This window comes from Cellulomonas uda, assembly GCF_006538705.1.
GTDB lineage: Bacteria > Actinomycetota > Actinomycetes > Actinomycetales > Cellulomonadaceae > Cellulomonas > Cellulomonas uda.
The window spans coordinates 1-20,169 of record NZ_BJLP01000060.1 but is presented as its reverse complement, the minus strand read 5'-3'; the positions used below and the strand labels follow the sequence as shown (position 1 = coordinate 20,169).

Genomic DNA, 20,169 nt, shown 5'->3' with positions numbered 1-20,169 from the left:
CGCCCGCCCCAACCGCCCCGCACCACCCCGCGCCCGCCCCAACCGCCCCGCACCACCCCGCGCCCGCCCCAACCGCCACGCCGCCGCCCCCCGCCCGCCCCAACCGCCCCGCCGCCGCCCCGCGCCGGCGTGGCGTCCGCGCGCCTTGGCGATGCCGCCCTGGCTGCAGGGATGGATGCAGGACGTGTGCTGCGGGAGCGTGCTCCGGCTGCATTCATCGCTGCACCGACGTCGGGGAGGCGGGGAGTGCGGTGGCGGGGAGTGCGGTGGCGGGGAGTAGGGGGCGGGGAGTGGGGAGGTGGGGAGGTGGGTGAGGACGGAGTCGGCGGTGTGTCGCTGTCGGCAGTAGTGCGGGATGCGCAGTAGTGTGCGTTGCGCGAGGGCGGAAGGTCCTCGTGGCGACGGGTCGTCGTCGCGGCAGGGCGACACGGAGGGCGAATGGACACGACACAGCTCCTCAAGGGGGTGCTCGACGTCGCGGTGCTCGCGGTGGTCGAGGACGAGGACGGGTACGGCTACGACGTGGTGCGTCGGCTGCGCGCGGCGGGCATCGAGGACGTCGGTGACGCCTCGGTGTACGGCACGCTCCGCCGCCTCTACGCCGGGGGCGCGCTCTCGTCGTACGTGGTGCCCTCCGACGAGGGCCCGCACCGCAAGTACTACGGCATCAACAGCCAGGGCCGGGCGATGCTCGACGCCCAGCGCAAGGAGTGGCACGAGTTCGCGGCGACCATGGGTCGCCTGCTCGGGACGGAGGGCACCAAGTGAGCGTCACGGACCTGCCGCTGACCGACGACGTCGCGGTGTACGCCGCCGCCGTCCGGGCGGCCCTGCACGACCTCGGCCAGGACCAGGTCGACGACCTGACCGACGGCCTCGAGGCGAACCTCGCGGATGCGCTCGCCGACGCGAGCCGCACGCACCACGGCAGCCTGGCCGAGGAGTTCGGCACGCCGGCCGCGTACGCAGCCGAGCTGCGCGCCGCCGCGGGGCTCGACCCGGTGCCCGCGCGCCGGCTCGGCGGCGTGCGGTCGTGGCTGACCGCGCCGTACCGGGCGCTGCTGCGCACGGGGGACTCGACGCTCGCCCAGCTCCGCGGGACGCGGTGGTGGCCGGCGACCGAGGACCTGCTCGTCGCGCTGCGCCCGGTGTGGTGGGTCGCGCGCGGGTGGGTCGTCGCGCACCTCGTGCTGCAGCTCACGGGCATCGAGGACGGGGGTGCGTGGTGGGCGCCGCGCACGTTCGTCGGGTGGGTCGTGATGGTCGGCCTGATCGTGGCGAGTGCGCAGTGGGGGCGCGGTCGCTGGCGCCCGGGGCGGCGCTGGCAGTCGGTGCTCGTCGGGCTCAACGCGTTCGCCGTGCTCGCCGCCGCGGTGTTCCTGCTGTGGCTGCCCGGGCAGGGCGTCGGGACCGTCACGAGCGAGGACTGGTACGAGCCCCAGCCCGACGACGGGGTGGTGGTGGGCGGCAGCTACGCCGAGAACCTGTTCGTGTACGACGCGCAGGGTCAGCCGGTGGACGGCGCCCAGGTCTTCGACCAGGACGGCCGGCCGGTCACGCTGGGCGTCGGCTCGCTGCAGGAGGCCGAGACCTGGACGGGCGTCGGCTACGACGACGAGCGGAGCTGGCGCCTCGGCGGTGTGACGAGCAGCGGTGCGGGCGTGTGGAACGCCTTCCCGTTGCGCCTGTTCCCCGACGCCGCGATCGACGCCGACGCCGCCTGGGAGAACGGGTACCTCGTCTGGCGCACCGAGGTGCCGTGGACCGTGACGACGCCGGGCTGGCCGTTCGCGGCGGCGCAGCCGATCGTCGTCCCGACCGGCGCCGACACGATCCCCGGCGCCGTGGACGACGATCCGGGCGCGACGCCGACCGCGGGCGCGACGCCGACCGCGGGCACCGCCCCCAGCAGCGAGCCGGCGCCTACGGGCGACGCGAGCGCCACGGCGACCGGCGCGCCGACGGGGACCCCGTCCGCGCAGCCGTGAGGGAACGGTGAAGGACGCGACGCGGCGGGGCGGCGTCCCGGGCGAGCAGGGGCGTCCGGGGCACAATCGGGGCATGTCAGCGCCCCGACGCCCGGTCGAGCCGCGCCCGGCCGACGGTCGTGGCGCTGCCCGCGCACCCCGGACGGCCACGCCGTCGCGCGGGGTGCCCCGGGCCGCGACGCCGTCCCGCGGGGTGCCGCGGGCGACGTCCCGGCCGGGCGCGACGCGCCCGAGCGGCCGGGCGCCGGCCACGCCCGCGCGGGGCACGGCGCGGGCGGAGCGGGCCAGGGTCGAGCCGCCGCGGCTGTTCTCGGTGCGGGCGATCGTGCTGGGCTGCGTGCTCGTCCTCGCGTTCGTGCTGGTCTACCCGACGCTGCACACCTACCTGCGTCAGGAGGCGGACCTGCGCGAGCTGCGCAGCCAGGTCGCGGCGGCGCGTGAGCGCAACGACGACCTGGAGGCGGAGCTCGAGCGCTGGGACGACCCGGCGTTCGTCACGGCCCAGGCGCGCGAGCGGCTGTCCTACGTGCTGCCGGGCGAGAAGGCGTACCGCGTGGTCGACCCGGAGACCGTCGAGGTCCCGACGACGCAGGTCGTCGACGAGGACACCCCCGTGGCGCGCACGCAGGCGCAGCAGCCCTGGTACACGTCGGTCTGGGACTCGCTCGTCGTCGCGGGGACGACGGACGACGCGACGCCCCGCGACGCCACGAAGCGCCCGACGAAGGACACGACGAAGGACACGACGAAGGACACGACGAAGGGTGCGGAGCAGGACGCCGCGACGAACGACGCGTCGTCGGCTCGACCCTGACGGCGTGCCGCCCAGGGGGTCGGTCGCGCTGACCGGTGCGCGCTGAGGGACAATGGGCGTCCCCCCGACGAAGGAGCGACGTGCCCACCACCGCATCGGACGTGACCGCCCACGACCTGGAGGTGCTCCACGAGCAGCTGGGCCGCCCCGCGCGCGGCGTGGTCGGTGTCGCGGCGCGCTGCGTGTGCGGTCGCCCGATCGTCGTCCGGACGGCGCCGCGGCTCGACGACGGCACACCGTTCCCGACGCTGTACTACCTGACGCACCCGCAGGCGGTCGCGGCGGTCAGCACGCTCGAGGCGTCGGGGCTCATGAAGGAGTGGACGCAGCGGCTCGCGGTCGAGGCGGACCTCGCCGCCGCGTACCGCCACGCGCACGAGGCGTACCTCGCCGACCGTGAGGCGATCGGTCACGTGCCGGAGATCGCGGGGATCTCGGCGGGCGGCATGCCGACGCGCGTGAAGTGCCTGCACGTCCTCGTCGGCCACGCGCTCGCGGCCGGGCCGGGTGTGAACCCGTTCGGCGACGAGGCGCTCGCGATGATCCGTGGGACGTGGCGCCCCGACCGTTGCACGTGCTGACCACCGCCGGGACCGACCGGGACGCCGGGCGCGTTCCTGATGTGTCCGGTCCGGGTGCGAGGATGTGCGGCGTGACGCGAGTGGCTGCCATCGACTGCGGGACGAACTCCATCCGGCTCCTGGTGGCGGACGTCGATCCTGCCGCGGGCACGCTGGTCGACCTGGACCGGCGGTCCGAGGTGGTCCGCCTCGGCCAGGGCGTGGACCGCACGGGGCGGCTGGCCCCCGAGGCGCTCGAGCGCACGCTCGCGGCGACGGCGCGCTACGCGGCGATCTGCGCGCAGCTCGGGGCGACGACCGTCCGGTTCGTCGCGACGTCGGCCTCCCGGGACGCGGAGAACCGCGCGGACTTCGTCGACGGGGTGCGTGCGCTCCTCGGCGTCGAGCCGGAGGTCGTCTCGGGCCAGGAGGAGGCGGCACTGTCGTTCCGCGGCGCCACGGGCGTCGTCGCGGCGCACCACCCCGGCCCGTACCTCGTCGTCGACCTCGGTGGCGGCTCGACCGAGCTGGTGCTGGGGGAGCGCGAGCCGCAGGCGTCGCTGTCGATGGACGTGGGCTGCGTGCGCCTCACCGAGCGGCACCTGCTGGGCGACCCGCCGTCTGCCGACGAGCGTGCGGCCGCGCACCGGGACGTCGCAGCGGCGCTCGACGAGGCGGCGGCCGTCGTCCCGCTCGGGCGGGCGCGCACGCTCGTCGGGCTCGCCGGTTCGGTGACGACGGTGACGGCGCACGCGCTGGGCCTGCCCAGCTACCAGCCGGACCGCATCGACGGCGCGGTGCTGCCGACGGCGACCGTGCTCGAGGCGTGCGAGGACCTGTTGAGCGCGACCCGCGAGAAGCGTGCGGCGCTCGGTTTCATGCACCCGGGCCGCGTCGACGTGATCGGCGCCGGCGCGCTGGTCTGGCACGACGTGGTGGCACGCGTGCGTGACGAGGTGGCCGCGGCAGGAGGCGCGCTCGAGCACGTCGTGACCTCGGAGCACGACATCCTCGACGGCATCGCGTTCAGCGCGGCGGAGCGCGTCGCCCGCTGACCCGACCCCCGACGTACCGGGTGATCTTGGGACGAAACGGTTGTCGCCCCGGGGCCACCGGAGCACCGTGGAGCGGTCGGCCCGGCCACCGGACGGGCCACGACGCCCGGGGGGATCTCATGCGTACGTCCGCACTCGTCATGCCCGTCGTCCTCGCAGTGGCCGCGGCGCCCCTGCTCGCGGCACCCGCGTCGGCGGGCCGGGGTCACGGTCACGGACAACCCGTGTGCGGCACGACGCTCACCCGCGACACCGTGCTCGAGCGTGACCTGATGTGCCCCGGCGCGGGCCTGACCCTCGGCGAGGGGGTCGACCTCGACCTGCGCGGGCACACGCTGCGAGGGCCGGGCACGGGGACGGCGATCACGGTGACCGTCGCGGGCAGCAACCGGGTCGGCAACGGGACCGTCACGGGCTGGGCCACGGGTACCGCGATCCTCGAGCAGGGTGTCGTCGAGGACCGGGCCGAGCCGGGTCCGCTGCGCGTCGAGCGCGTGACGTTCCGCGGCAACACGCGTGGCGTGGACGCGTCGGGGGAGACAAGCCTGGGCGGGGCGAAGCCGACGACGGTCGTCCGCTCGACGTTCACGGGCAACGACGTCGGCGTGGTCTCGGCGTGGTTCTCGGACGTCAGGGTCGAAAGCTCGCGCTTCACCGGCCAGCGGATCGCGGTGTGGTCCAACGCGGAGGTGACGGTGCGGCGCTCGTGGTTCACCCGGAACACCACGGCCGTCCTGGTGTACGAGGGCGCGGCGCAGGTCTCGCGGAGCGTGCTCGTCGACAACTCGCGGGCGGTCACGGTCGGGGGTGTCGGCTCCGCCGACGTCAGTCGCACCCGCGTCGTCGGCGGCGACGTGGCGCTCACGGCGGACCCGCTCGGCACGGTCGTCGTGCGGGACGGCGCGGTCGCCGGCGCGGGGACGGGCCTGCTCGTCCAGGAGGGTGCGGCGACGGTCGAGCGCGTGGCGTTCCGGCGCAACGGCGTGGGCCTGCGGTACCTCGGCAGCGACTGGGGCACGACGACCGTGCGGGACAGCGTGTTCGACCGAAACGGTGACGGGATCCTGTCCGAGGCCGACGACCCGGCGCTCGAGCTGGGTGGCGACGCGGCGACGCGCAACGCCCGGTGGGGGATCCACGCGCCCGGCGCGGTGGACCTCGGCGGCAACTCCGCCCGGCACAACGGCCGGGACCCGCAGTGCGTGGGAGTCGTCTGCGCGCCGTGAGCGGGCTGCGGCTGGGGGGGGCAGGGCTGGTGAAACGCGGGTGCTGAACCGTGTCACCTCTCGCGGGTCTGTGACTCGTCTCACTGGAACCGGTACCATCCCACGGGTCGAACTGCCTGACGCCTCGTGATGCCGGGTGGCACGATGTGCGGCACACGCCGCTCTGGGAGCGTTTCCACGGCCGGGTCCACCGGCCGTCGCTCCTTGATGACCACGCCGCTCGACGAGGAGCTCCAGAGATGGATCAGCCGAACCCGGCCGCGCCGAGCGGGCGGCTCGTCGCGCGCCGCACGGTGCTGGAGATGGGGTGCGGACTCGTCGGCCTCGGCCTGCTCGGGGCGTGCACGGACCACGACCACCCCACCGACGCGACGACCGACACCACCCCGGCTCCCGAGCAGACGCCCACCGCGTGGGCGGTCCCGGCCGAGCCGATGCGGTTCCCGCAGGGCTTCGTGTGGGGCTCGGCGACCTCGGCGTTCCAGGTCGAGGGCTCGTCGACCGCCGACGGCCGCGGGGTGTCCATCTGGGACACGTTCGCCGCGCAGCCGGGCCGGATCGACGACGGCTCGACCGCCGACCCCACCGCGGACCAGTACCGCCGCTGGGAGTCGGACCTCGACCTCATGGTCGACCTCGGCCTGCAGGCCTACCGCTTCTCGATCTCGTGGCCGCGGATCGTCCCGACGGGCTACCTCACGGGCGGCGGCGAGGTGAACCAGAAGGGCCTGGACCACTACCGGCGCCTGGTCGACGGTCTGCTGGACCGCGGCATGCACCCCGCGATCACGCTCTACCACTGGGACCTGCCGCAGCCCCTGCAGGACGCGGGCGGCTGGGCGGTGCGCGACACCGCCGACCGGTTCGCCGACTACGCGGCCGTGGTGTTCGAGTCGCTGCGGGACGTGGACGCGACCTGGCTGACCATCAACGAGCCGAAGACCACCGCGATGGTCGGCTACGCGGGCACGGAGCACGCGCCGGCGCTCGGGGACATCGACGCGGGGCTCGCGGCCGTGCACCACCAGCTCCTCGCGCACGGCAAGGCCGTGCAGGCGTTCCGGGAGATCGGTGGACGCGGCGGGATCGGCATCGCGCTCAACCTCATGCCGGTCTACGGGGCCGCGGGCGCCGAGCTCGCGGCGGACCGCCTCGACGCGGCCGAGAACCGTCTCTACCTGGACCCGGTGCTGCGCGGCACGTACCCCGACGAGGCCGTGGGCGACAAGCCCGGCCAGCTGCGCGGCGACCGCGCGGCGTTCGAGGCGCTCGTCCAGCCCGGTGACCTCGAGACGATCTCGCAGCCGTGCGACCTGCTCGCGGTCCAGTACTACGGCGTGGCGGGCATCGACAAGACCGGTGCGTGGCTGCAGCTGTACCCGCCGTCGTCGGCCGGGTGGCAGCAGGTGCACGCCGAGGGCCTGTACGAGCTGCTCGTCCGGCTGCCCGCGGACTACCCGGACGTGCCGCCGCTCGTCATCAGCGAGAACGGCATCCCGGACCCCGACGCGCAGGGCCAGATCGACGACCCGCAGCGTCTCGACTTCCTGCGCACGCACCTGCAGCAGGCGGCGCGGGCGGTGGCCGAGGGCGTGGACCTGCAGCAGTACTACGCGTGGTCGTTCGTCGACAACTTCGAGTGGGCGCGGGGCATGACCCAGCGCTGGGGCATCGTGCACGTCGACTACGACACGCAGCGCCGCACGCCCAAGTCGAGCGCCCGGTGGTACTCGCAGGTCGTGCGGACGAACGCGGTGCCGCCCGCCTGACCCCGGCCACCGGGGGCCGCGAGCGGCTCTCGTGACGGTTTTCACACGCCGGGTCGCCCCGATGTGCGCATCGTCACCGGGTGCTGAGGTGGTGGGTCGCGCGTGCGCCGATACCGTTGAGGTATGCCTCAGTCTGCCTCCACCCCGGTTGCCGAGACCGCGGTCCGCCCCGCCAAGTCGCGCAAGGTCCCCCGGGTCCTCGTCCTCGGTGGCGGCACCGTCGGCCTGTACTCGGCGCGCCGGCTGCGCAAGCGCCTCGGTCGGCGCGAGGCCGCGATCGTCGTCGTCGACCCTCGTCCGTACATGACGTACGCGCCGTTCCTCCCCGAGGCGGCCGCGGGCTCGATCGACCCCCGCAACGTCGTCGCACCGCACCGCCGCGCCCTCAAGGGCGTCGACGTGCTCCAGGGCAAGGTCTCCCAGATCAACCACGCCGAGCGCACGGTCGAGATCACGCCCGAGGAGGGCGAGCCGTACTGGGTCACGTACGACCACCTGATCGTCGGCCTCGGCTCGGTCGCCCGCACGCTGCCCATCCCGGGCCTCGCGGAGCAGGCGATCGGCTTCAAGAACGTCGAGGAGGCCATCGCCGTCCGCAACCACGTGCTCAACCGCATCGAGGTCGCGTCCTCGACGTGGGACCCCGAGCTGCGCAAGCGGATGCTCACGTTCGTGTTCGTCGGCGGCGGGTTCGCGGGCATCGAGGCGCTCGCGGAGCTCGAGGACATCGCGCGCTACACGATCGCGCACTACAAGCAGATCGAGCAGGACGAGCTGCGGTTCGTGCTCGTCGAGGGCAGTCCGCGCATCCTCCCCGAGGTGAGCGAGGAGCTCGGCGGCTACACGCTCGAGCAGCTGCGCAAGCGGCACATCGAGATCCACCTGTCGACGTTCCTCAGCTCGTGCGTCGACGGGCACGTGGTCCTGTCGAACAAGCTCGAGTTCGACGCCGACACGATCGTGTGGACCGCGGGCGTCAAGGCCAACCCGGTCCTGCAGCAGTCGGACCTGCCGCTCGACACGATGGGCCGCGTGACGTGCAACGCCGCGCTGCAGGTCGTCGACGAGCACGGCGAGATCGTGCCGGACGCGTACGCGGCGGGCGACTGCGCCGCCGTGCCGGACCTGTACAACCCCGGGTCGTTCTGCCCGCCGAACGCGCAGCACGCGCTGCGTCAGGGCAACCACCTCGGCGACAACCTCGCGCGCGTGCTGCGCTCGGCCGAGGTCACGGACTACTCCCACAAGAACATCGGCGCGGTCGCGTCCCTCGGCATGTACAAGGGCGTCGCCCAGATGTTCGGCAAGATCAAGGTCCGCGGGTTCCTCGCGTGGGTGCTGCACCGCACGTACCACGTGTTCGCCATGCCGACCGTGAACCGCAAGCTGCGCATCATGGCCGGCTGGACCGGCTCGCTCCTGCTACGCCGCGAGGTCGTCCCGCTGGGTGCGCTGCACGACCCGCGCGCCGAGTTCCGCGCCGCGTCGGTCCCGCCGAAGCCGCGCGTCGTCGAGGAGAAGTCCGACGAGCAGCCGGCCGACCCGGCGATCGCGGCCGCAGCGAAGCCCGCCGTGAAGCCCGCCGCGAAGAAGAAGTCCGCGTCCTGACGGTCCGCCCGTCGCGCGCACGAGAGCCCCGGTCCTGGTGGACCGGGGCTCTCGTCGTCGTGCGCCCGGCGGGACTCGAACCCGCACTGAGCCGGGTTTAAGCCGGCCGCCTCTGCCGGTTGGGCTACGGGCGCGGACGCGAGCATCCTCCCACCGGAGCATCCGCGGCGGACGCCCGCGTCAGACCAGCCCGGCGGCCTGCTCGGTCTGCTCGACCTGGGCCACCCAGGCGCGCTTGGCGCGGCGCCACCCCTCGTCGTCGACGCCGATGCGCCAGTACCCCGACGCGGACAGGTCCGCGCGCGCGACGCCGCGCTCGAGCCGCAGGTGCCGGCGCACCTCCTTGACCGCGCCGGCCTCGCCGTGGACGAACGCGCCGACGCGGCCGCCGGGCCACGGCAGCGCGAGCGTCGTCTCGACGAGCCGCCGCCCCGGGTGCCCGCGGTCGGCGTGCACCCAGCGGACCCCGACGCCCGCGGGAGCGGTCAGCGGGAGCTCGTCGTGGGGGCCGTCGACCTCGACCACGGCGACGCCGCGCGCGTCGTCGGGCATCCGCTCGAGCGCGACCGCGATCGCGGGCAGTGCGCTCGCGTCGCCGACGAGCAGGTGGTGGTCGACGTCGACCGCGGGCGACCACGCGCCGCCCGGGCCCGAGACGAGGATCTCCTCGCCGCCGACGAGTCCCGCGGCCCACGGGCCGGCCAGCCCTTGGTCGCCGTGCACGACGACGTCGACGGTCAGCTCGAGCGCGTGGGCGTCGAAGTGCCGCACGGTGTACGCACGCAGGCGTGGTGCGACGCCCTCGGGCAGCGCGGCGCGCACGGCGTCCAGGTCGACGCGACCGTCGTCGGTCAGCGGGCGCTCACCTGCCGGCAGGAACATCAGCTTGACGTAGGAGTCCGCGTGCTCGTCGGCGGCGAACGGCGCCATGGTCGGCCCGCCGAGGACCACGCGGACGAGGTGCGGGGTCGGCCGCTCGGTGCGCAGCACGTGCGCCAGGACGGGTGCCGGTCGGCGCCTGGTCCCGCCGGGCGTGCGGTCGTCGGCGAGGGAGGGGGTCGTCACGAGTCGTGAGCCTACGTCCGCCCGAGCGGTACGCGACCGGGCGTTCGGTGGGCGTTCGGCGGGGCGTACGGCTCGGCCGGACGGCCGGGTCAGGAGCGGGACTCGGCCGCCGACGAGGCGTCGAGCGAGGCGTTCAGGGACGCGTTGAGCCGCGTGAGGGACGTGGCCAGGTGCTGCAGGTCGTCGGGCGCCCAGTCGGACAGGACCTGCGCGTACACGTCGGCGCGCGCGCGTCGCGTGGCCTCGAGCGCGGCCAGGCCGGCCGGGGTCGCGTCGATCACCGAGCGTCGCGCGTCGTTGTCGTCGCGCGAGCGGCTCACGTAGCCGAGGGCCTCCATTTGCAGCACCTGGCGGGTCACCGTGGACGCGTCGAGGCGCAGGTGGTCGGCGATCTCGTTGATGCCTGCGGGCCCGTCGTCGGCGAGCCGGCCGAGCGCGAGGTACGCGGAGCGTTCGAGCGTGCCCTCCAGGCGGCGGCTGCGGCGCCGGTTGCGGTCCGCGAGGCGCAGCAGCAGGGCGACCTGGCGCTCGACGTCGGCGATCGCGGGATCCATGGGTGCTCTCCTGTGTCCGGTGAGCACCACCCTAGGCGCCGCGGACGTGGCGCAGGACCGCGCGCACCGACGACGCGGCCCCGCGACCGGGCAGGTCACGGGGCCGCGTCGTCGGTGCCGGGTCAGGCGTCGCGGCGCTTGGTGAGCCACGCACCGGCGGCGAGGACGACGACGAGGTACGCGAGCAGCACACCGAAGCCCTCCCACGCCGAGAGCACCACCGAGCCGGTGAAGCCCGCCTGCTGCTCGATCATCGCGTCGGTGAGCGTCATCTGGGAGCCCGCGACGTTCGGCAGGTACGGCGTGAGGTCCTGCAGCGGCTTCCACGGGATCAGGCTGAACAGGATCTGCAGCACCAGCAGGATGCCGAGCGTCGTCGTGATCGCGGCCGCGGAGTGCCGCATGAGCACGCCGAGCCCGAACGCGAGCACCCCGATCATCGTCACGTAGAGCGCGTTCCCGACGAGGGCGCGCACCACCTGGGGGTCGCCCAGGTCGACCGACGCGCCCTGCCCGCCGAAGATCAGCGCCTGCAGCGAAGCCGCGACGGCGACCGCGAGAGCGGTCACGACGAACACGACGAGCGCGAGGACGAGGCCCTTCGCCCACAGCACCGGCAGGCGGCGCGGCGCGGCGGCGAAGCTGCTGCGGATCATCCCGGTGGTGTACTCGCCGGTGATCGTCAGCGCGCCGAGCACGGCGACGGCCGTCGGGCCGAGGTACCGGATGGCGCCGAACGCGTCGAGGGCATTGACGTCGTCGCTGCTCCCGGACATCTCGTTCGCGTCGAGCATGCCCCACGTGATGAGCAGGACGAAGCCCACGATCACGACGGCGGTGATGGCGAGCGTCCACACGGTGGAGCGCAGCGACCAGAGCTTGATCCACTCGGACCGCACGAGCCGCGGGAACGTGACACGCACGTCGGCGCCGGCCGTGGGTGCGTCGGTGGTCGTGGCGGTCATCGCGCGGCCTCCTGACCGGTCGTGCCGAGGGGTGCGGACCCGTCGTGGCCCATCGTGGAGTGGTACTCGACGGTGTCCTGCGTGAGGGACATGAACGCCTCCTCGAGCGAGCCCTGCACGGGCGTGAGCTCGTGCAGCACCACGCCCGCGGCCGCGGCGGCCTCACCGATCTGCGGGGCGGTCGCGCCGTGCACGACGAGCGAGCCCGGCTCGGTCGACGTGACGCTGACCTCGGGCCCCGTGAGCAGCTCGGCGAGCTGCGTGGCCTGCGGGCTGACGACGCGCACGGACGTGCGGGTACCGCGCTCGACGATGTCCTGCACCGGACCCGCCGCGATGATCCGGCCGCGCCCGATGACGATGAGGTGGTCCGCGGTCACGGCCATCTCGCTCATGAGGTGCGACGAGAGGAACACGGTGCGGCCCTGGCCGGCCAGGTACTTGACGAGGTTGCGGACCCACAGCACGCCCTCGGGGTCGAGCCCGTTGACCGGCTCGTCGAGGATGAGGGTGCGCGGGTCGCCCAGGAGCGCGGCGGCGATGCCGAGGCGCTGCCCCATGCCGAGCGAGAAGCCGCCGACGCGGCGCTTGGCGACCGACTCGAGGCCCGTCATCTCGATGACCTCGGTGACGCGTGCGTCGGAGATGCCGTGCGTCGCGGCGAGCGCGCGCAGGTGGTTGCGGGCGCTGCGGCCGGTGTGCACGGCCTTCGCCTCGAGCAGCGAGCCGACCTGCGTGAGGGGCGAGGCGTGCTCGGCGTAGGGCTTGCCGTTGACCGTGACGTGCCCGGACGTCGGACGGTCGAGGCCGACGATCATGCGCATCGTTGTCGACTTGCCCGCCCCGTTGGGGCCGAGGAAGCCGGTGACGGTCCCGGGCTCGACCCGGAACGAGATGGAGTCGACGGCGAGCTTCTCGCCGTATCGCTTGGTGAGGTTCGTTGCCTCGATCATCGCGGAGGCTCTTCCGTTCGGTGACGTGTCGCCCCGACCCTAGGGCCAGGTTCCCGGCCCGAGACATCCGACTGCGGGTGGACCCTGCCCCGCGCGGACGGCCGCGCGTCCGCCCCCAGGGACGGTCGGTCCCGCCCCGGGAACCGCCCGTGCACCTTGTACGTTGGAGGACCAGACCTGCGCCGAGGTGGCGCGGGCCGATCAGGAGGACGACGTGGCGAACCCCGTCTTCAGCAACAGCCCCGTCTTCGGCGAGGACAAGCGCCGTGGCGGTGGCACCGTCTACGCGCAGTCGAGCACGACGTACTCGACCGTGGACGCCGCGACGCTCGACGACCTGTACGCGGCACCGGCAGCGACGACCCGCGAGACGGGCCGCCTGACGTACGACGACGTGATCATGAAGACGGGCGGCCTGCTCGCCCTCCTCGTGGTCGTCGGCGCCGCGACGTGGGCGCTCGCCCCGGGCCTGTGGATCGCGGGTGCGGTGGTCGGCCTCGTGCTGGGCCTCGTCAACGCGTTCAAGCGTGAGCCGAGCCCGGTGCTCATCACCCTCTACACGGTCGCGCAGGGCGTGTTCCTGGGCGGCATCAGCGCGTTCTACGAGGCGGCGTACCGCGGCATCGTGAGCCAGGCCGTGCTCGGCACCGTCGCGGTCGCGGCCAGCGCGCTGTTCGTCTTCAAGTCCGGCAAGGTCCGCGTCACGCCGAAGTTCACGCGCTGGCTCGTCCTCGCGATGGTCGGCTACCTGGTGTTCTCGCTGCTCAACGTGGTCCTCATGATCGCGGGCGTGGGCGGCGGCGACTTCGGCCCGCTGCGAAACGGCGGTCTGGGCATCCTCGTCGGCCTGTTCGCGGTGGGTCTCGCGGCCGCGAGCTTCATCGTCGACTTCGACGCGATCAAGCGCGGCGTCGAGGGCGGCGCCCCGCGCAAGATGGCCTGGGCCGCGGCCTTCGGCCTCATCGTGACCCTCGTCTGGCTGTACCTCGAGATCCTGCGGATCCTCGCGATCTTCCGGAACTGACGCGGGGACGCCGGCTGCGACCCGGCGCGCCGCACACCTGACACGGAGCCACCCGTCGACCTCGCTAGGGTCGGCGGGTGGCTCTCTTCGACCTCCCCCTGCCCGAGCTCGAGCGCTACCTGCCGGAGCTCGACGAACCCGCGGACCTCGACGACTTCTGGTCCCGCACGCTCACCCAGGCGCGTCGGCACGACGTCGTGATCGACGCCCGGCCGCAGGACACCGGTCTGCGGCTGGTCGAGACGACGGACGTGACGTTCGCGGGCTTCGACGGTCAGCCGGTGAAGGCATGGGTCACGCGACCCGCGGGGTCGCAGGGCGACGCGCTGCCCGCGGTCGTCGAGTACATCGGCTACGGCGGTGGCCGCGGGTTCGCGCACGAGCGCCTCGCGTGGGCCGCGGCCGGGTTCGTGCACCTGGTCATGGACTCGCGCGGCCAGGGCTCGACATGGGGGAGCGGCGCGCACACGCCCGACGAGGCGGGCTCGGGCCCGGCCGCGCCCGGCGTCATGACGCGTGGCGTCGAGGACCCGGAGCGGTACTACTACCGCCGGATCATGACGGACGCGGTCCGCGCGGTCGACGCGGTGCGCGCGTTGCCGGGCGTCGACCCGGCACGCGTCGCGGTCACGGGCGGCAGCCAGGGCGGTGGCCTCGCGCTCGCCGCCGCGGGCCTGTCGGACGGGCTCGTCGCGGTGATGCCCGACGTCCCGTTCCTGTGCCACATCCGCCGCGCGGTCGACATCACGGACGGCTTCCCGTACGGCGAGCTCGTCCAGTACCTCGCGGTGCACCGCGGCTCCACCGAGCGGGTGTTCCGCACACTGTCATACGTCGACGGCGTGCACCTCGCGCGCCGTGCGACGGCGCCCGCGCTGTTCAGCGTCGCGCTGCGCGACGACATCTGCCCGCCCTCGACCGTCTTCGCGGCGTACAACCACTACGCGGGGCTCGCGGCGCAGCGGCCGCGCACCGAGATCGAGGTGTATGAGTTCAACCGCCACGAGGGCGGCCAGGGCTTCCAGCTGGACCGCCAGCTGCGCTGGCTGCGCGACCTCGTCGACTGACGGACCCGCACGTGCCCACGGTCGTGCGAGGACGGCGGCGACCACGGCGGTGACCTCCTCGACGCTCGTCGCGCGCAGCAGCGGCCCGCCGCGGAACGCGTGGCTGCCCGTCAGCGCTCCGGTGCGGGCATCACGGGGCGGTGAGGAAGATGTCGAACAGGTGCGGCGAGTGCGCGTGCACGAGCACCATGAACACCACGGCGTCGAACAGCAGGTGCACGACGAGCACGTACGTCAGCGACTTGGTGCGGCTGAACGTCCAGCCCTGGATCAGCGCGAACGGGACCGTCAGCAGCGGCCCCCAGGACCGGTAGCCGAGCTCCCACAGGAACGACACGAACACCGTGGCCTGCAGCAGGTTCGCGAGCCACACGGGGAAGTGCCGGCGCAGCAGCGCGAACACGGTGCAGATGAAGAACAGCTCGTCCCACGTGCCCACCGCGTTGACGCCGACGAACAGCCGCGCGATCTCGTCGGGCGCCTGGACGGTGGGCCAGTTCCGGAACGCGCCCGAGGTCAGGAAGTAGAACGGCAGCAGCAGGTACCCCGCGGCGACGACGACGAGCAGGTACCCCCACTGGAACCGCGTCCAGCGCTGCCCGGTGCGCCACGGGAAGCGGATCACGTCGTCGCCGAACACGCGGTGGGACAGGACGTACGGGACGACGACCGCGAGCGACAGGGCCACCGCGAACCGTGCGATGCCCGCGTCGGACAGGTCCGCGGCCAGCGGGATCGCGCTGACGATGCTCATGCCGACCGCGACGAGCAGCAGGTCCCGGCCGAGCACGCGGTCGACGGCGAGGCCGAGCGCGACGCCGACGACGAGCGGCACGTACGCCAGCGGCCGCACGTGCACCGCGAACAGCAGCACGGCCGACCCGCACACGAGCAGCGCCGCGAGCGCGTGCAGCGGGGGCACGTGCGCGCGTGTGACGGGCGGCGCGGCGTCGGCGATCTCAGTCACGCGTCCAACCCTCGCAGACGACACGGCCTGCGGCTGGACGACGTGATGCCCGTGTCGGCGGTATGCGCGAGGATGGGCGGGCGTCCGCTACCGGGCGCTCGCACCACCTGATCCCACCTGATCCCACCGGAGGTTCCTCCATGACTGCTGCCCTGCCCGAGGTCTCGGGTTCGTTCGGCCAGAAGCCGACCCTCACGTTCCCCGCCGCGGCTCCGTCCGGTGAGCTCGAGGTCCAGGTCCTCAGCCGGGGCGACGGCGAGCTGGTCGAGGCGGGCGACGACATCGAGGTCCACTACCTCGGCCAGTCCTGGCAGGGCGGGGTGTTCGACAACTCGTACGACCGAGGCTCGTCGATCGGCTTCCCGATCGGCGTCGGCGCGGTCATCGCAGGGTGGGACGAGGGCCTCGTCGGCCAGCAGGTCGGCAGCCGCGTGCTGCTGTCGATCCCGTCGCACCTCGGCTACGGCGACCGCGGCGTGCCGCAGGCCGGCATCAAGGGCGGCGACACGCTCGTCTTCGTGGTCGACATCGTGCGGACGTCGCGCTGAGCCGCGTCGTCATCACCTACTGCACGCAGTGCCGCTGGCTGCTGCGTGCGGCCTGGTACGCCCAGGAGCTGCTGACGACCTTCCACCGCGAGGTGGACGAGGTCGCGCTGCGTCCGGGGATCGGTGGCGTGTTCGTCGTCGAGGCATGGCCGGGGCAGGGTCCTGCCCCGGCGCCCGACGACGAGCACGCCCCGGTGGTCCTGTGGGACCGCGGGCGCGACGGCGGGTTCCCGGAGATCACCGAGCTCAAGCGCCGGGTACGGGACGTGGTCGCGCCGGACAAGCCGCTCGGTCACAGCGACCATGTCGCGGCCGTGGACGACCGGTCCACGGCGGTCGAGCCCTGAGGAGAAGTTGGACTGCGGTCCGACGCCACGTGGACGCCGGGTTCACACCGTTCGCGCGGACTCGTACCTTCTGACCAGGTCGACCGATCGCCTCGTGGCCGCAGCAGCTCGCTGGGTCGCACAACGGTGTGCGTCTGGTCGTCGCAAGGCCCTCGTCGCAGCGCGGGTTCAGGGGGAGCCACGCGCGCGCCGCGGGTGGGCGGTGTTCCGGGGGGAGACAGCACCGCCCACCCTGCGGTCGGACCGCGGCCCGAGGGCCGCCGGCCGGGGTCAGGTCAGTCGCACTTCACGCCCGTCGAGTGGACCGGGCAGTAGCCGTTCGGGTTCTTGACCAGGTACTGCTGGTGGTACGGCTCGGCGTAGTAGAACGGGCCGGCCTCGTCGGCGGAGCGGATCTCGGTCGTGATGTCCCCGAACCCCGCGCGCGCGAGCCTCGGCGCGAAGACGTCACGCGTGGCGTGCGCGGCCTGCGCCTGCTCGGGCGTCGTCGTGAAGACCGCCGAGCGGTACTGGGTGCCGACGTCGTTGCCCTGGCGGAAGCCCTGCGTCGGGTCGTGCGCCTCCCAGAAGTGCCGCAGCAGCTCGTCGTGCGGCAGGACCGCGGGGTCGTACGCGACCAGGACGGTCTCGGTGTGCCCGGTCATGCCCGTGCAGACCTCGTCGTACGTGGGGTAGGGCGTGAAGCCGCCCTGGTAGCCGGCGGCCGTCGTGACGACACCGGGGAGCTGCCACAGCTCCTTCTCGGCGCCCCAGAAACAGCCGAGGGCCAGGTGGATCACCGCGGTGCCCTGCGGCCAGGGGCCCTGCAGCGGCGTCCCGAGGACCACGTGGGTCTCGGGCACGGTGTAGGCGTACCGGTCGCGGCCGACGAGCGCGCGCTCGGGCTCGACCATCGTGGTGCGGATCGCGGATCCGAAGAGCCATCCCATCGCGGGTCTCCTTCGACGGGGCGCCGGCCTCGCGCGCCGGGTGCTGCGCGGGGCGCGCCCTCGCAGGTGGCACAACCGCGCGGTCGGCCGGAGTGTTCCTGGCGCATGCGGGCCCGCCCGCGACCGTAGCCTGGGGCGGTGAACGCTCCTGGGCCCGCGGCGCCGCGCGCCGCCGACGCCGTCCCGATGTCCGTGCAGCGCGCCGCCGCGTGGTCGTGGCGGCTGCTGCTCATCGCGGCCGCGCTCGCGGTGGGCGTCGCCGCGATCGCGTACCTCAAGCTCGTCGTCGTGCCCGTCGCGGTCGCGCTGCTGCTGACCGTGCTGCTCCAGCCGCTCAGCACGTGGCTGCAGCGGCGCGCGCGCATGAGCCGGGCCGCCGCGGCGGGCGTGTCGCTCGGCGCGCTCGTCGTGCTCGTGCTGGGGCTGCTCGTGCTCGCCGGGCGCTCGGTGGTGCTGGGGATCGCGGAGCTGTGGCAGCAGGCGCAGGAGGGTGTCGACACGCTGCTCGACTGGCTCGCCACGGGTCCGCTGCAGATCTCGACCGAGAACGTGCAGGGGTGGGTCGAGCAGGCGCGGCAGGCGGCCGCGGACAACAGCGACACGCTCGTCGCCGGAGCGCTGCACGCGACCGTGACGATCGGCCACGTGCTCGCGGGCGCGATCATCACGCTGTTCTGCACGTTCTTCTTCCTGCACGACGGCCGTCAGATCTGGTCGTGGCTCGTCGGGCTGCTGCCGCGCAGCACGCGCGAGCACGTGCACCAGGCAGGGCGGCGCGGGGTCGTGACGCTCGGCGCCTACACGCGCACGCAGATCCTCGTCGCGGCCGTCGACGCGGTCGGCATCGGGATCGGTGCGGCGATCCTGCAGCTGCCGCTCGCGTTCCCGCTCGCGATCCTCGTGTTCCTCGGGTCGTTCGTCCCCGTGGTCGGTGCCGTGGTCACCGGTGCGGTCGCGGTGCTCGTCGCGCTCGTCACCCAGGGGCCCGTGGTCGCGCTGATCATGCTCGCGATCGTGCTCGCCGTGCAGCAGCTCGAGGGCCACGTCCTGCAGCCCTTCCTCATGGGTCACGCGGTGTCGCTGCACCCCGTCGCGGTGCTGCTCGCGGTGGCCGCGGGCTCGTTCATGGCGGGCATCCTCGGCGCGCTGTTCGCCGTGCCGATCGTCGCGGTGCTGAACACCGTCGTGCTGTACCTGCACGGGCACGACAAGTTCCCGCAGCTGGGGCACGACGACCACGTGCTCCTCAGACCTGTGGGCCACCCGGCGATCGACCGAGCCGTCGCGCAGCTCGCCCACGAGGAGGAGCTGGGTGGCGAGGCGGCCGTCGGGCCCGACGAGGGTGCGGCGACGGACCTCGAGGACGCGTCCGGCGACCCGGCGCGAGACGAGCCGTCGCACGACGATGCCGCGCAGGGCGATGCCGCGCACGAGGGTCCGTCCGGGGACGGCGGGCGATGACCTGGCTCGAGGACGTCCGGCAGGCGGCCGCGCTGCTCGACGGGGTCGCGGAGCGCACCCCGGTCGAGACGAGCCGGGCGCTGTCCGAGCTCGCGGGCACGCCCGTGCTGCTCAAGTGCGAGAACCTGCAGCGCGCCGGCTCCTTCAAGATCCGCGGGGCGTACGTGCGGATGGCGGGCCTGTCCGACGAGGAGCGCCGGCGGGGCGTGGTCGCGGCGTCGGCGGGCAACCACGCGCAGGGCGTCGCGCTCGCCGCGCGGCTGCTGGGCATCGACGCCGTGGTGTTCATGCCGACCGACGCGGCGCTGCCGAAGATCGCGGCGACGCGCGAGTACGGCGCCCGCGTGGAGCTCGTCGGGTCGAGCGTCGACGACGCGCTGGTGCACGCGCGCGAGCACGCACGGGTCACGGGAGCGGCGCTGATCCACCCGTTCGACCACCGCGACGTCGTCGTCGGCCAGGGGACGATCGCGCTCGAGATCGTGGAGCAGGTGCCGGACGTCGCGACCGTCGTCGTGCCGGTGGGCGGTGGGGGGCTCGCGGCGGGCGTCGTCGCGACGCTCGCCGAGCTGCGCCCCGACGTGCGCGTGGTCGGCGTGCAGGCGGCGCACGCGGCCGCGTACCCCGCGTCGCTCGCCGCAGGCGTCCCGACCAGGGCGCCCGAGCTGCGCACCATGGCGGACGGCATCGCGGTCGGCCTGCCCGGCGACGTGCCGTTCGAGGTGCTCGCCCGCACCCGCACCGAGATCCGCACGGTGTCCGAGGAGGACCTGTCCCGCGCGCTCCTGCTCGTCGCGGAGCGCGCGAAGCTGCTCGTCGAGCCGTCGGGTGCGGCCGCGGTCGCCGCGCTCATGGCCGCACCGCCCGGTGACCTGGCCGGGCCCGTGGTCGCGATCCTGTCGGGCGGCAACATCGACCCGCAGGTGCTGCTGCGCGTGGTGCGGCACGGTCTCGCGTCGGCGGGCCGGTTCCTGTGGCTGCACGTGCGGATCGACGACCGTCCGGGCTCGCTCGCGCGGCTGCTCAACGACCTGGCCGCCACGGGGGCGAACGTCATGCACGTCTCGCACGTGCGCACGCAGACCGAGCTGGCGGTCGACGAGGTCGCGGTCGAGGTGCAGGTCGAGACGAAGGGACCGGACCACTGCGCGGCGGTGCAGCACGCGCTGCGCGCTGCCGGCTACCGGCTCACGGACTGACCGCTCCGCGCGGGCCGGCTCGCGCGCGGCGGCGGGGACGACGACGGGCGCGTCCCGGGTGGTGACCCGG

At 73.9% G+C, this 20,169-nt stretch carries 20 protein-coding genes and 1 tRNA gene; 14 read left to right on the top strand and 7 right to left on the bottom strand.

Going from position 1 to position 20,169, the window contains the following annotated elements:
• Positions 1–438: 438 nt before the first annotated feature.
• From CUD01_RS14515 to CUD01_RS14480, 8 genes are all read left to right on the top strand, one after another.
• Positions 439–768, top strand: a complete 330-nt coding sequence (locus CUD01_RS14515) for a PadR family transcriptional regulator (RefSeq protein ID WP_141322149.1) — start codon at positions 439–441, stop codon at positions 766–768.
• Positions 765–1,988 (top strand): hypothetical protein, encoded by a 1,224-nt coding sequence (locus CUD01_RS14510; RefSeq protein WP_141322146.1) that lies wholly within the window; start codon positions 765–767, stop codon positions 1,986–1,988. The genes CUD01_RS14515 and CUD01_RS14510 overlap by 4 nt, the downstream gene beginning before the upstream one ends.
• Positions 1,989–2,061: 73 nt before the next feature.
• Positions 2,062–2,802, top strand: a complete 741-nt coding sequence (locus CUD01_RS14505) for an FtsB family cell division protein (protein ID WP_141322145.1) — start codon at positions 2,062–2,064, stop codon at positions 2,800–2,802.
• 80 nt (positions 2,803–2,882) lie between these two features.
• A complete protein-coding gene (locus CUD01_RS14500) occupies positions 2,883–3,383 on the top strand; it encodes a DUF501 domain-containing protein (protein ID WP_141322143.1) in 501 nt (166 codons plus the stop codon).
• 71 nt (positions 3,384–3,454) lie between these two features.
• Positions 3,455–4,417: a Ppx/GppA phosphatase family protein gene (locus CUD01_RS14495; RefSeq protein WP_141322141.1), complete on the top strand. Its 963-nt coding sequence runs from the start codon at positions 3,455–3,457 to the stop codon at positions 4,415–4,417.
• A 119-nt stretch (positions 4,418–4,536) separates the two neighbouring features.
• Positions 4,537–5,643 (top strand): right-handed parallel beta-helix repeat-containing protein, encoded by a 1,107-nt coding sequence (locus CUD01_RS14490; protein WP_141322140.1) that lies wholly within the window; start codon positions 4,537–4,539, stop codon positions 5,641–5,643.
• 239 nt (positions 5,644–5,882) lie between these two features.
• Complete coding sequence (locus CUD01_RS14485; RefSeq protein ID WP_141322138.1) at positions 5,883–7,412, top strand: GH1 family beta-glucosidase; 1,530 nt, start codon at positions 5,883–5,885, stop codon at positions 7,410–7,412.
• 123 nt (positions 7,413–7,535) lie between these two features.
• The gene (locus CUD01_RS14480) at positions 7,536–9,020 is read left to right on the top strand and encodes an NAD(P)/FAD-dependent oxidoreductase (RefSeq protein WP_141322136.1); all 1,485 of its coding nucleotides are present in this window, start codon (positions 7,536–7,538) and stop codon (positions 9,018–9,020) included.
• A gap of 60 nt (positions 9,021–9,080) precedes the next feature.
• Here the strand turns inward: CUD01_RS14480 and CUD01_RS14475 are convergent.
• The 5 genes from CUD01_RS14475 to CUD01_RS14455 all read right to left on the bottom strand — a co-directional run bounded on the left by CUD01_RS14475 (position 9,081) and on the right by CUD01_RS14455 (position 12,557).
• A tRNA-Leu gene (locus CUD01_RS14475) sits at positions 9,081–9,154 on the bottom strand.
• Between the two features lie 46 nt (positions 9,155–9,200).
• The gene (locus tag CUD01_RS14470) at positions 9,201–10,085 is read right to left on the bottom strand and encodes a siderophore-interacting protein (protein WP_141322134.1); all 885 of its coding nucleotides are present in this window, start codon (positions 10,083–10,085) and stop codon (positions 9,201–9,203) included.
• 89 nt (positions 10,086–10,174) lie between these two features.
• On the bottom strand, positions 10,175–10,639 hold the full coding sequence (locus CUD01_RS14465) for a MarR family winged helix-turn-helix transcriptional regulator (RefSeq protein ID WP_094179303.1): 465 nt from the start codon (positions 10,637–10,639) through the stop codon (positions 10,175–10,177).
• A gap of 122 nt (positions 10,640–10,761) precedes the next feature.
• Complete coding sequence (locus tag CUD01_RS14460; RefSeq protein WP_141322132.1) at positions 10,762–11,604, bottom strand: DUF2705 family protein; 843 nt, start codon at positions 11,602–11,604, stop codon at positions 10,762–10,764.
• On the bottom strand, positions 11,601–12,557 hold the full coding sequence (locus CUD01_RS14455; protein WP_141322131.1) for an ABC transporter ATP-binding protein: 957 nt from the start codon (positions 12,555–12,557) through the stop codon (positions 11,601–11,603). The genes CUD01_RS14460 and CUD01_RS14455 overlap by 4 nt, the downstream gene beginning before the upstream one ends.
• Positions 12,558–12,771: 214 nt before the next feature.
• On the opposite strand from CUD01_RS14455, the gene CUD01_RS14450 reads away from it, so the two are divergent.
• Positions 12,772–13,581: a Bax inhibitor-1/YccA family protein gene (locus CUD01_RS14450; RefSeq protein WP_141322129.1), complete on the top strand. Its 810-nt coding sequence runs from the start codon at positions 12,772–12,774 to the stop codon at positions 13,579–13,581.
• 77 nt (positions 13,582–13,658) lie between these two features.
• Positions 13,659–14,648 carry an acetylxylan esterase gene (locus tag CUD01_RS14445; RefSeq protein WP_141322127.1) on the top strand — a complete coding sequence of 330 codons (990 nt, stop codon included), beginning with the start codon at positions 13,659–13,661 and terminating at the stop codon, positions 14,646–14,648.
• 130 nt (positions 14,649–14,778) lie between these two features.
• On the opposite strand, the gene CUD01_RS14440 is transcribed toward CUD01_RS14445, so the two are convergent.
• Positions 14,779–15,606, bottom strand: a complete 828-nt coding sequence (locus tag CUD01_RS14440) for a CPBP family intramembrane glutamic endopeptidase (RefSeq protein WP_141322156.1) — start codon at positions 15,604–15,606, stop codon at positions 14,779–14,781.
• 149 nt (positions 15,607–15,755) lie between these two features.
• On the opposite strand from CUD01_RS14440, the gene CUD01_RS14435 reads away from it, so the two are divergent.
• Complete coding sequence (locus CUD01_RS14435; RefSeq protein WP_094179307.1) at positions 15,756–16,163, top strand: FKBP-type peptidyl-prolyl cis-trans isomerase; 408 nt, start codon at positions 15,756–15,758, stop codon at positions 16,161–16,163.
• The gene (locus tag CUD01_RS14430; RefSeq protein WP_141322155.1) at positions 16,160–16,510 is read left to right on the top strand and encodes an Rdx family protein; all 351 of its coding nucleotides are present in this window, start codon (positions 16,160–16,162) and stop codon (positions 16,508–16,510) included. The genes CUD01_RS14435 and CUD01_RS14430 overlap by 4 nt, the downstream gene beginning before the upstream one ends.
• Positions 16,511–16,785: 275 nt before the next feature.
• On the opposite strand, the gene msrA is transcribed toward CUD01_RS14430, so the two are convergent.
• Positions 16,786–17,439 (bottom strand): peptide-methionine (S)-S-oxide reductase MsrA, encoded by a 654-nt coding sequence (gene msrA / locus CUD01_RS14425; protein ID WP_166772144.1) that lies wholly within the window; start codon positions 17,437–17,439, stop codon positions 16,786–16,788.
• Between the two features lie 138 nt (positions 17,440–17,577).
• On the opposite strand from msrA, the gene CUD01_RS14420 reads away from it, so the two are divergent.
• Together CUD01_RS14420 and ilvA are read left to right on the top strand one after the other, a co-directional pair.
• The gene (locus CUD01_RS14420; protein WP_371860799.1) at positions 17,578–18,900 is read left to right on the top strand and encodes an AI-2E family transporter; all 1,323 of its coding nucleotides are present in this window, start codon (positions 17,578–17,580) and stop codon (positions 18,898–18,900) included.
• Positions 18,897–20,099 (top strand): threonine ammonia-lyase, encoded by a 1,203-nt coding sequence (gene ilvA / locus CUD01_RS14415; RefSeq protein ID WP_141322126.1) that lies wholly within the window; start codon positions 18,897–18,899, stop codon positions 20,097–20,099. Before CUD01_RS14420 ends, ilvA begins: the two co-directional genes overlap by 4 nt.
• The last annotated feature ends 70 nt before the right edge of the window (positions 20,100–20,169 follow it).

Excerpts from the sequence above, each read along its gene's own strand:
- CUD01_RS14505 (WP_141322145.1), top strand. The coding sequence starts at position 2,062 with ATGTCAGCGCCCCGACGCCCGGTCGAGCCGCGCCCGGCCGACGGTCGT.
- CUD01_RS14465 (WP_094179303.1), bottom strand. The coding sequence starts at position 10,639 with ATGGATCCCGCGATCGCCGACGTCGAGCGCCAGGTCGCCCTGCTGCTG.
- msrA (WP_166772144.1), bottom strand. The coding sequence starts at position 17,439 with ATGGGATGGCTCTTCGGATCCGCGATCCGCACCACGATGGTCGAGCCC.
- CUD01_RS14435 (WP_094179307.1), top strand. The coding sequence starts at position 15,756 with ATGACTGCTGCCCTGCCCGAGGTCTCGGGTTCGTTCGGCCAGAAGCCG.
- CUD01_RS14490 (WP_141322140.1), top strand. The coding sequence starts at position 4,537 with ATGCGTACGTCCGCACTCGTCATGCCCGTCGTCCTCGCAGTGGCCGCG.
- CUD01_RS14515 (WP_141322149.1), top strand. The coding sequence starts at position 439 with ATGGACACGACACAGCTCCTCAAGGGGGTGCTCGACGTCGCGGTGCTC.
- CUD01_RS14485 (WP_141322138.1), top strand. The coding sequence starts at position 5,883 with ATGGATCAGCCGAACCCGGCCGCGCCGAGCGGGCGGCTCGTCGCGCGC.
- CUD01_RS14455 (WP_141322131.1), bottom strand. The coding sequence starts at position 12,557 with ATGATCGAGGCAACGAACCTCACCAAGCGATACGGCGAGAAGCTCGCC.
- CUD01_RS14480 (WP_141322136.1), top strand. The coding sequence starts at position 7,536 with ATGCCTCAGTCTGCCTCCACCCCGGTTGCCGAGACCGCGGTCCGCCCC.
- ilvA (WP_141322126.1), top strand. The coding sequence starts at position 18,897 with ATGACCTGGCTCGAGGACGTCCGGCAGGCGGCCGCGCTGCTCGACGGG.
- CUD01_RS14460 (WP_141322132.1), bottom strand. The coding sequence starts at position 11,604 with ATGACCGCCACGACCACCGACGCACCCACGGCCGGCGCCGACGTGCGT.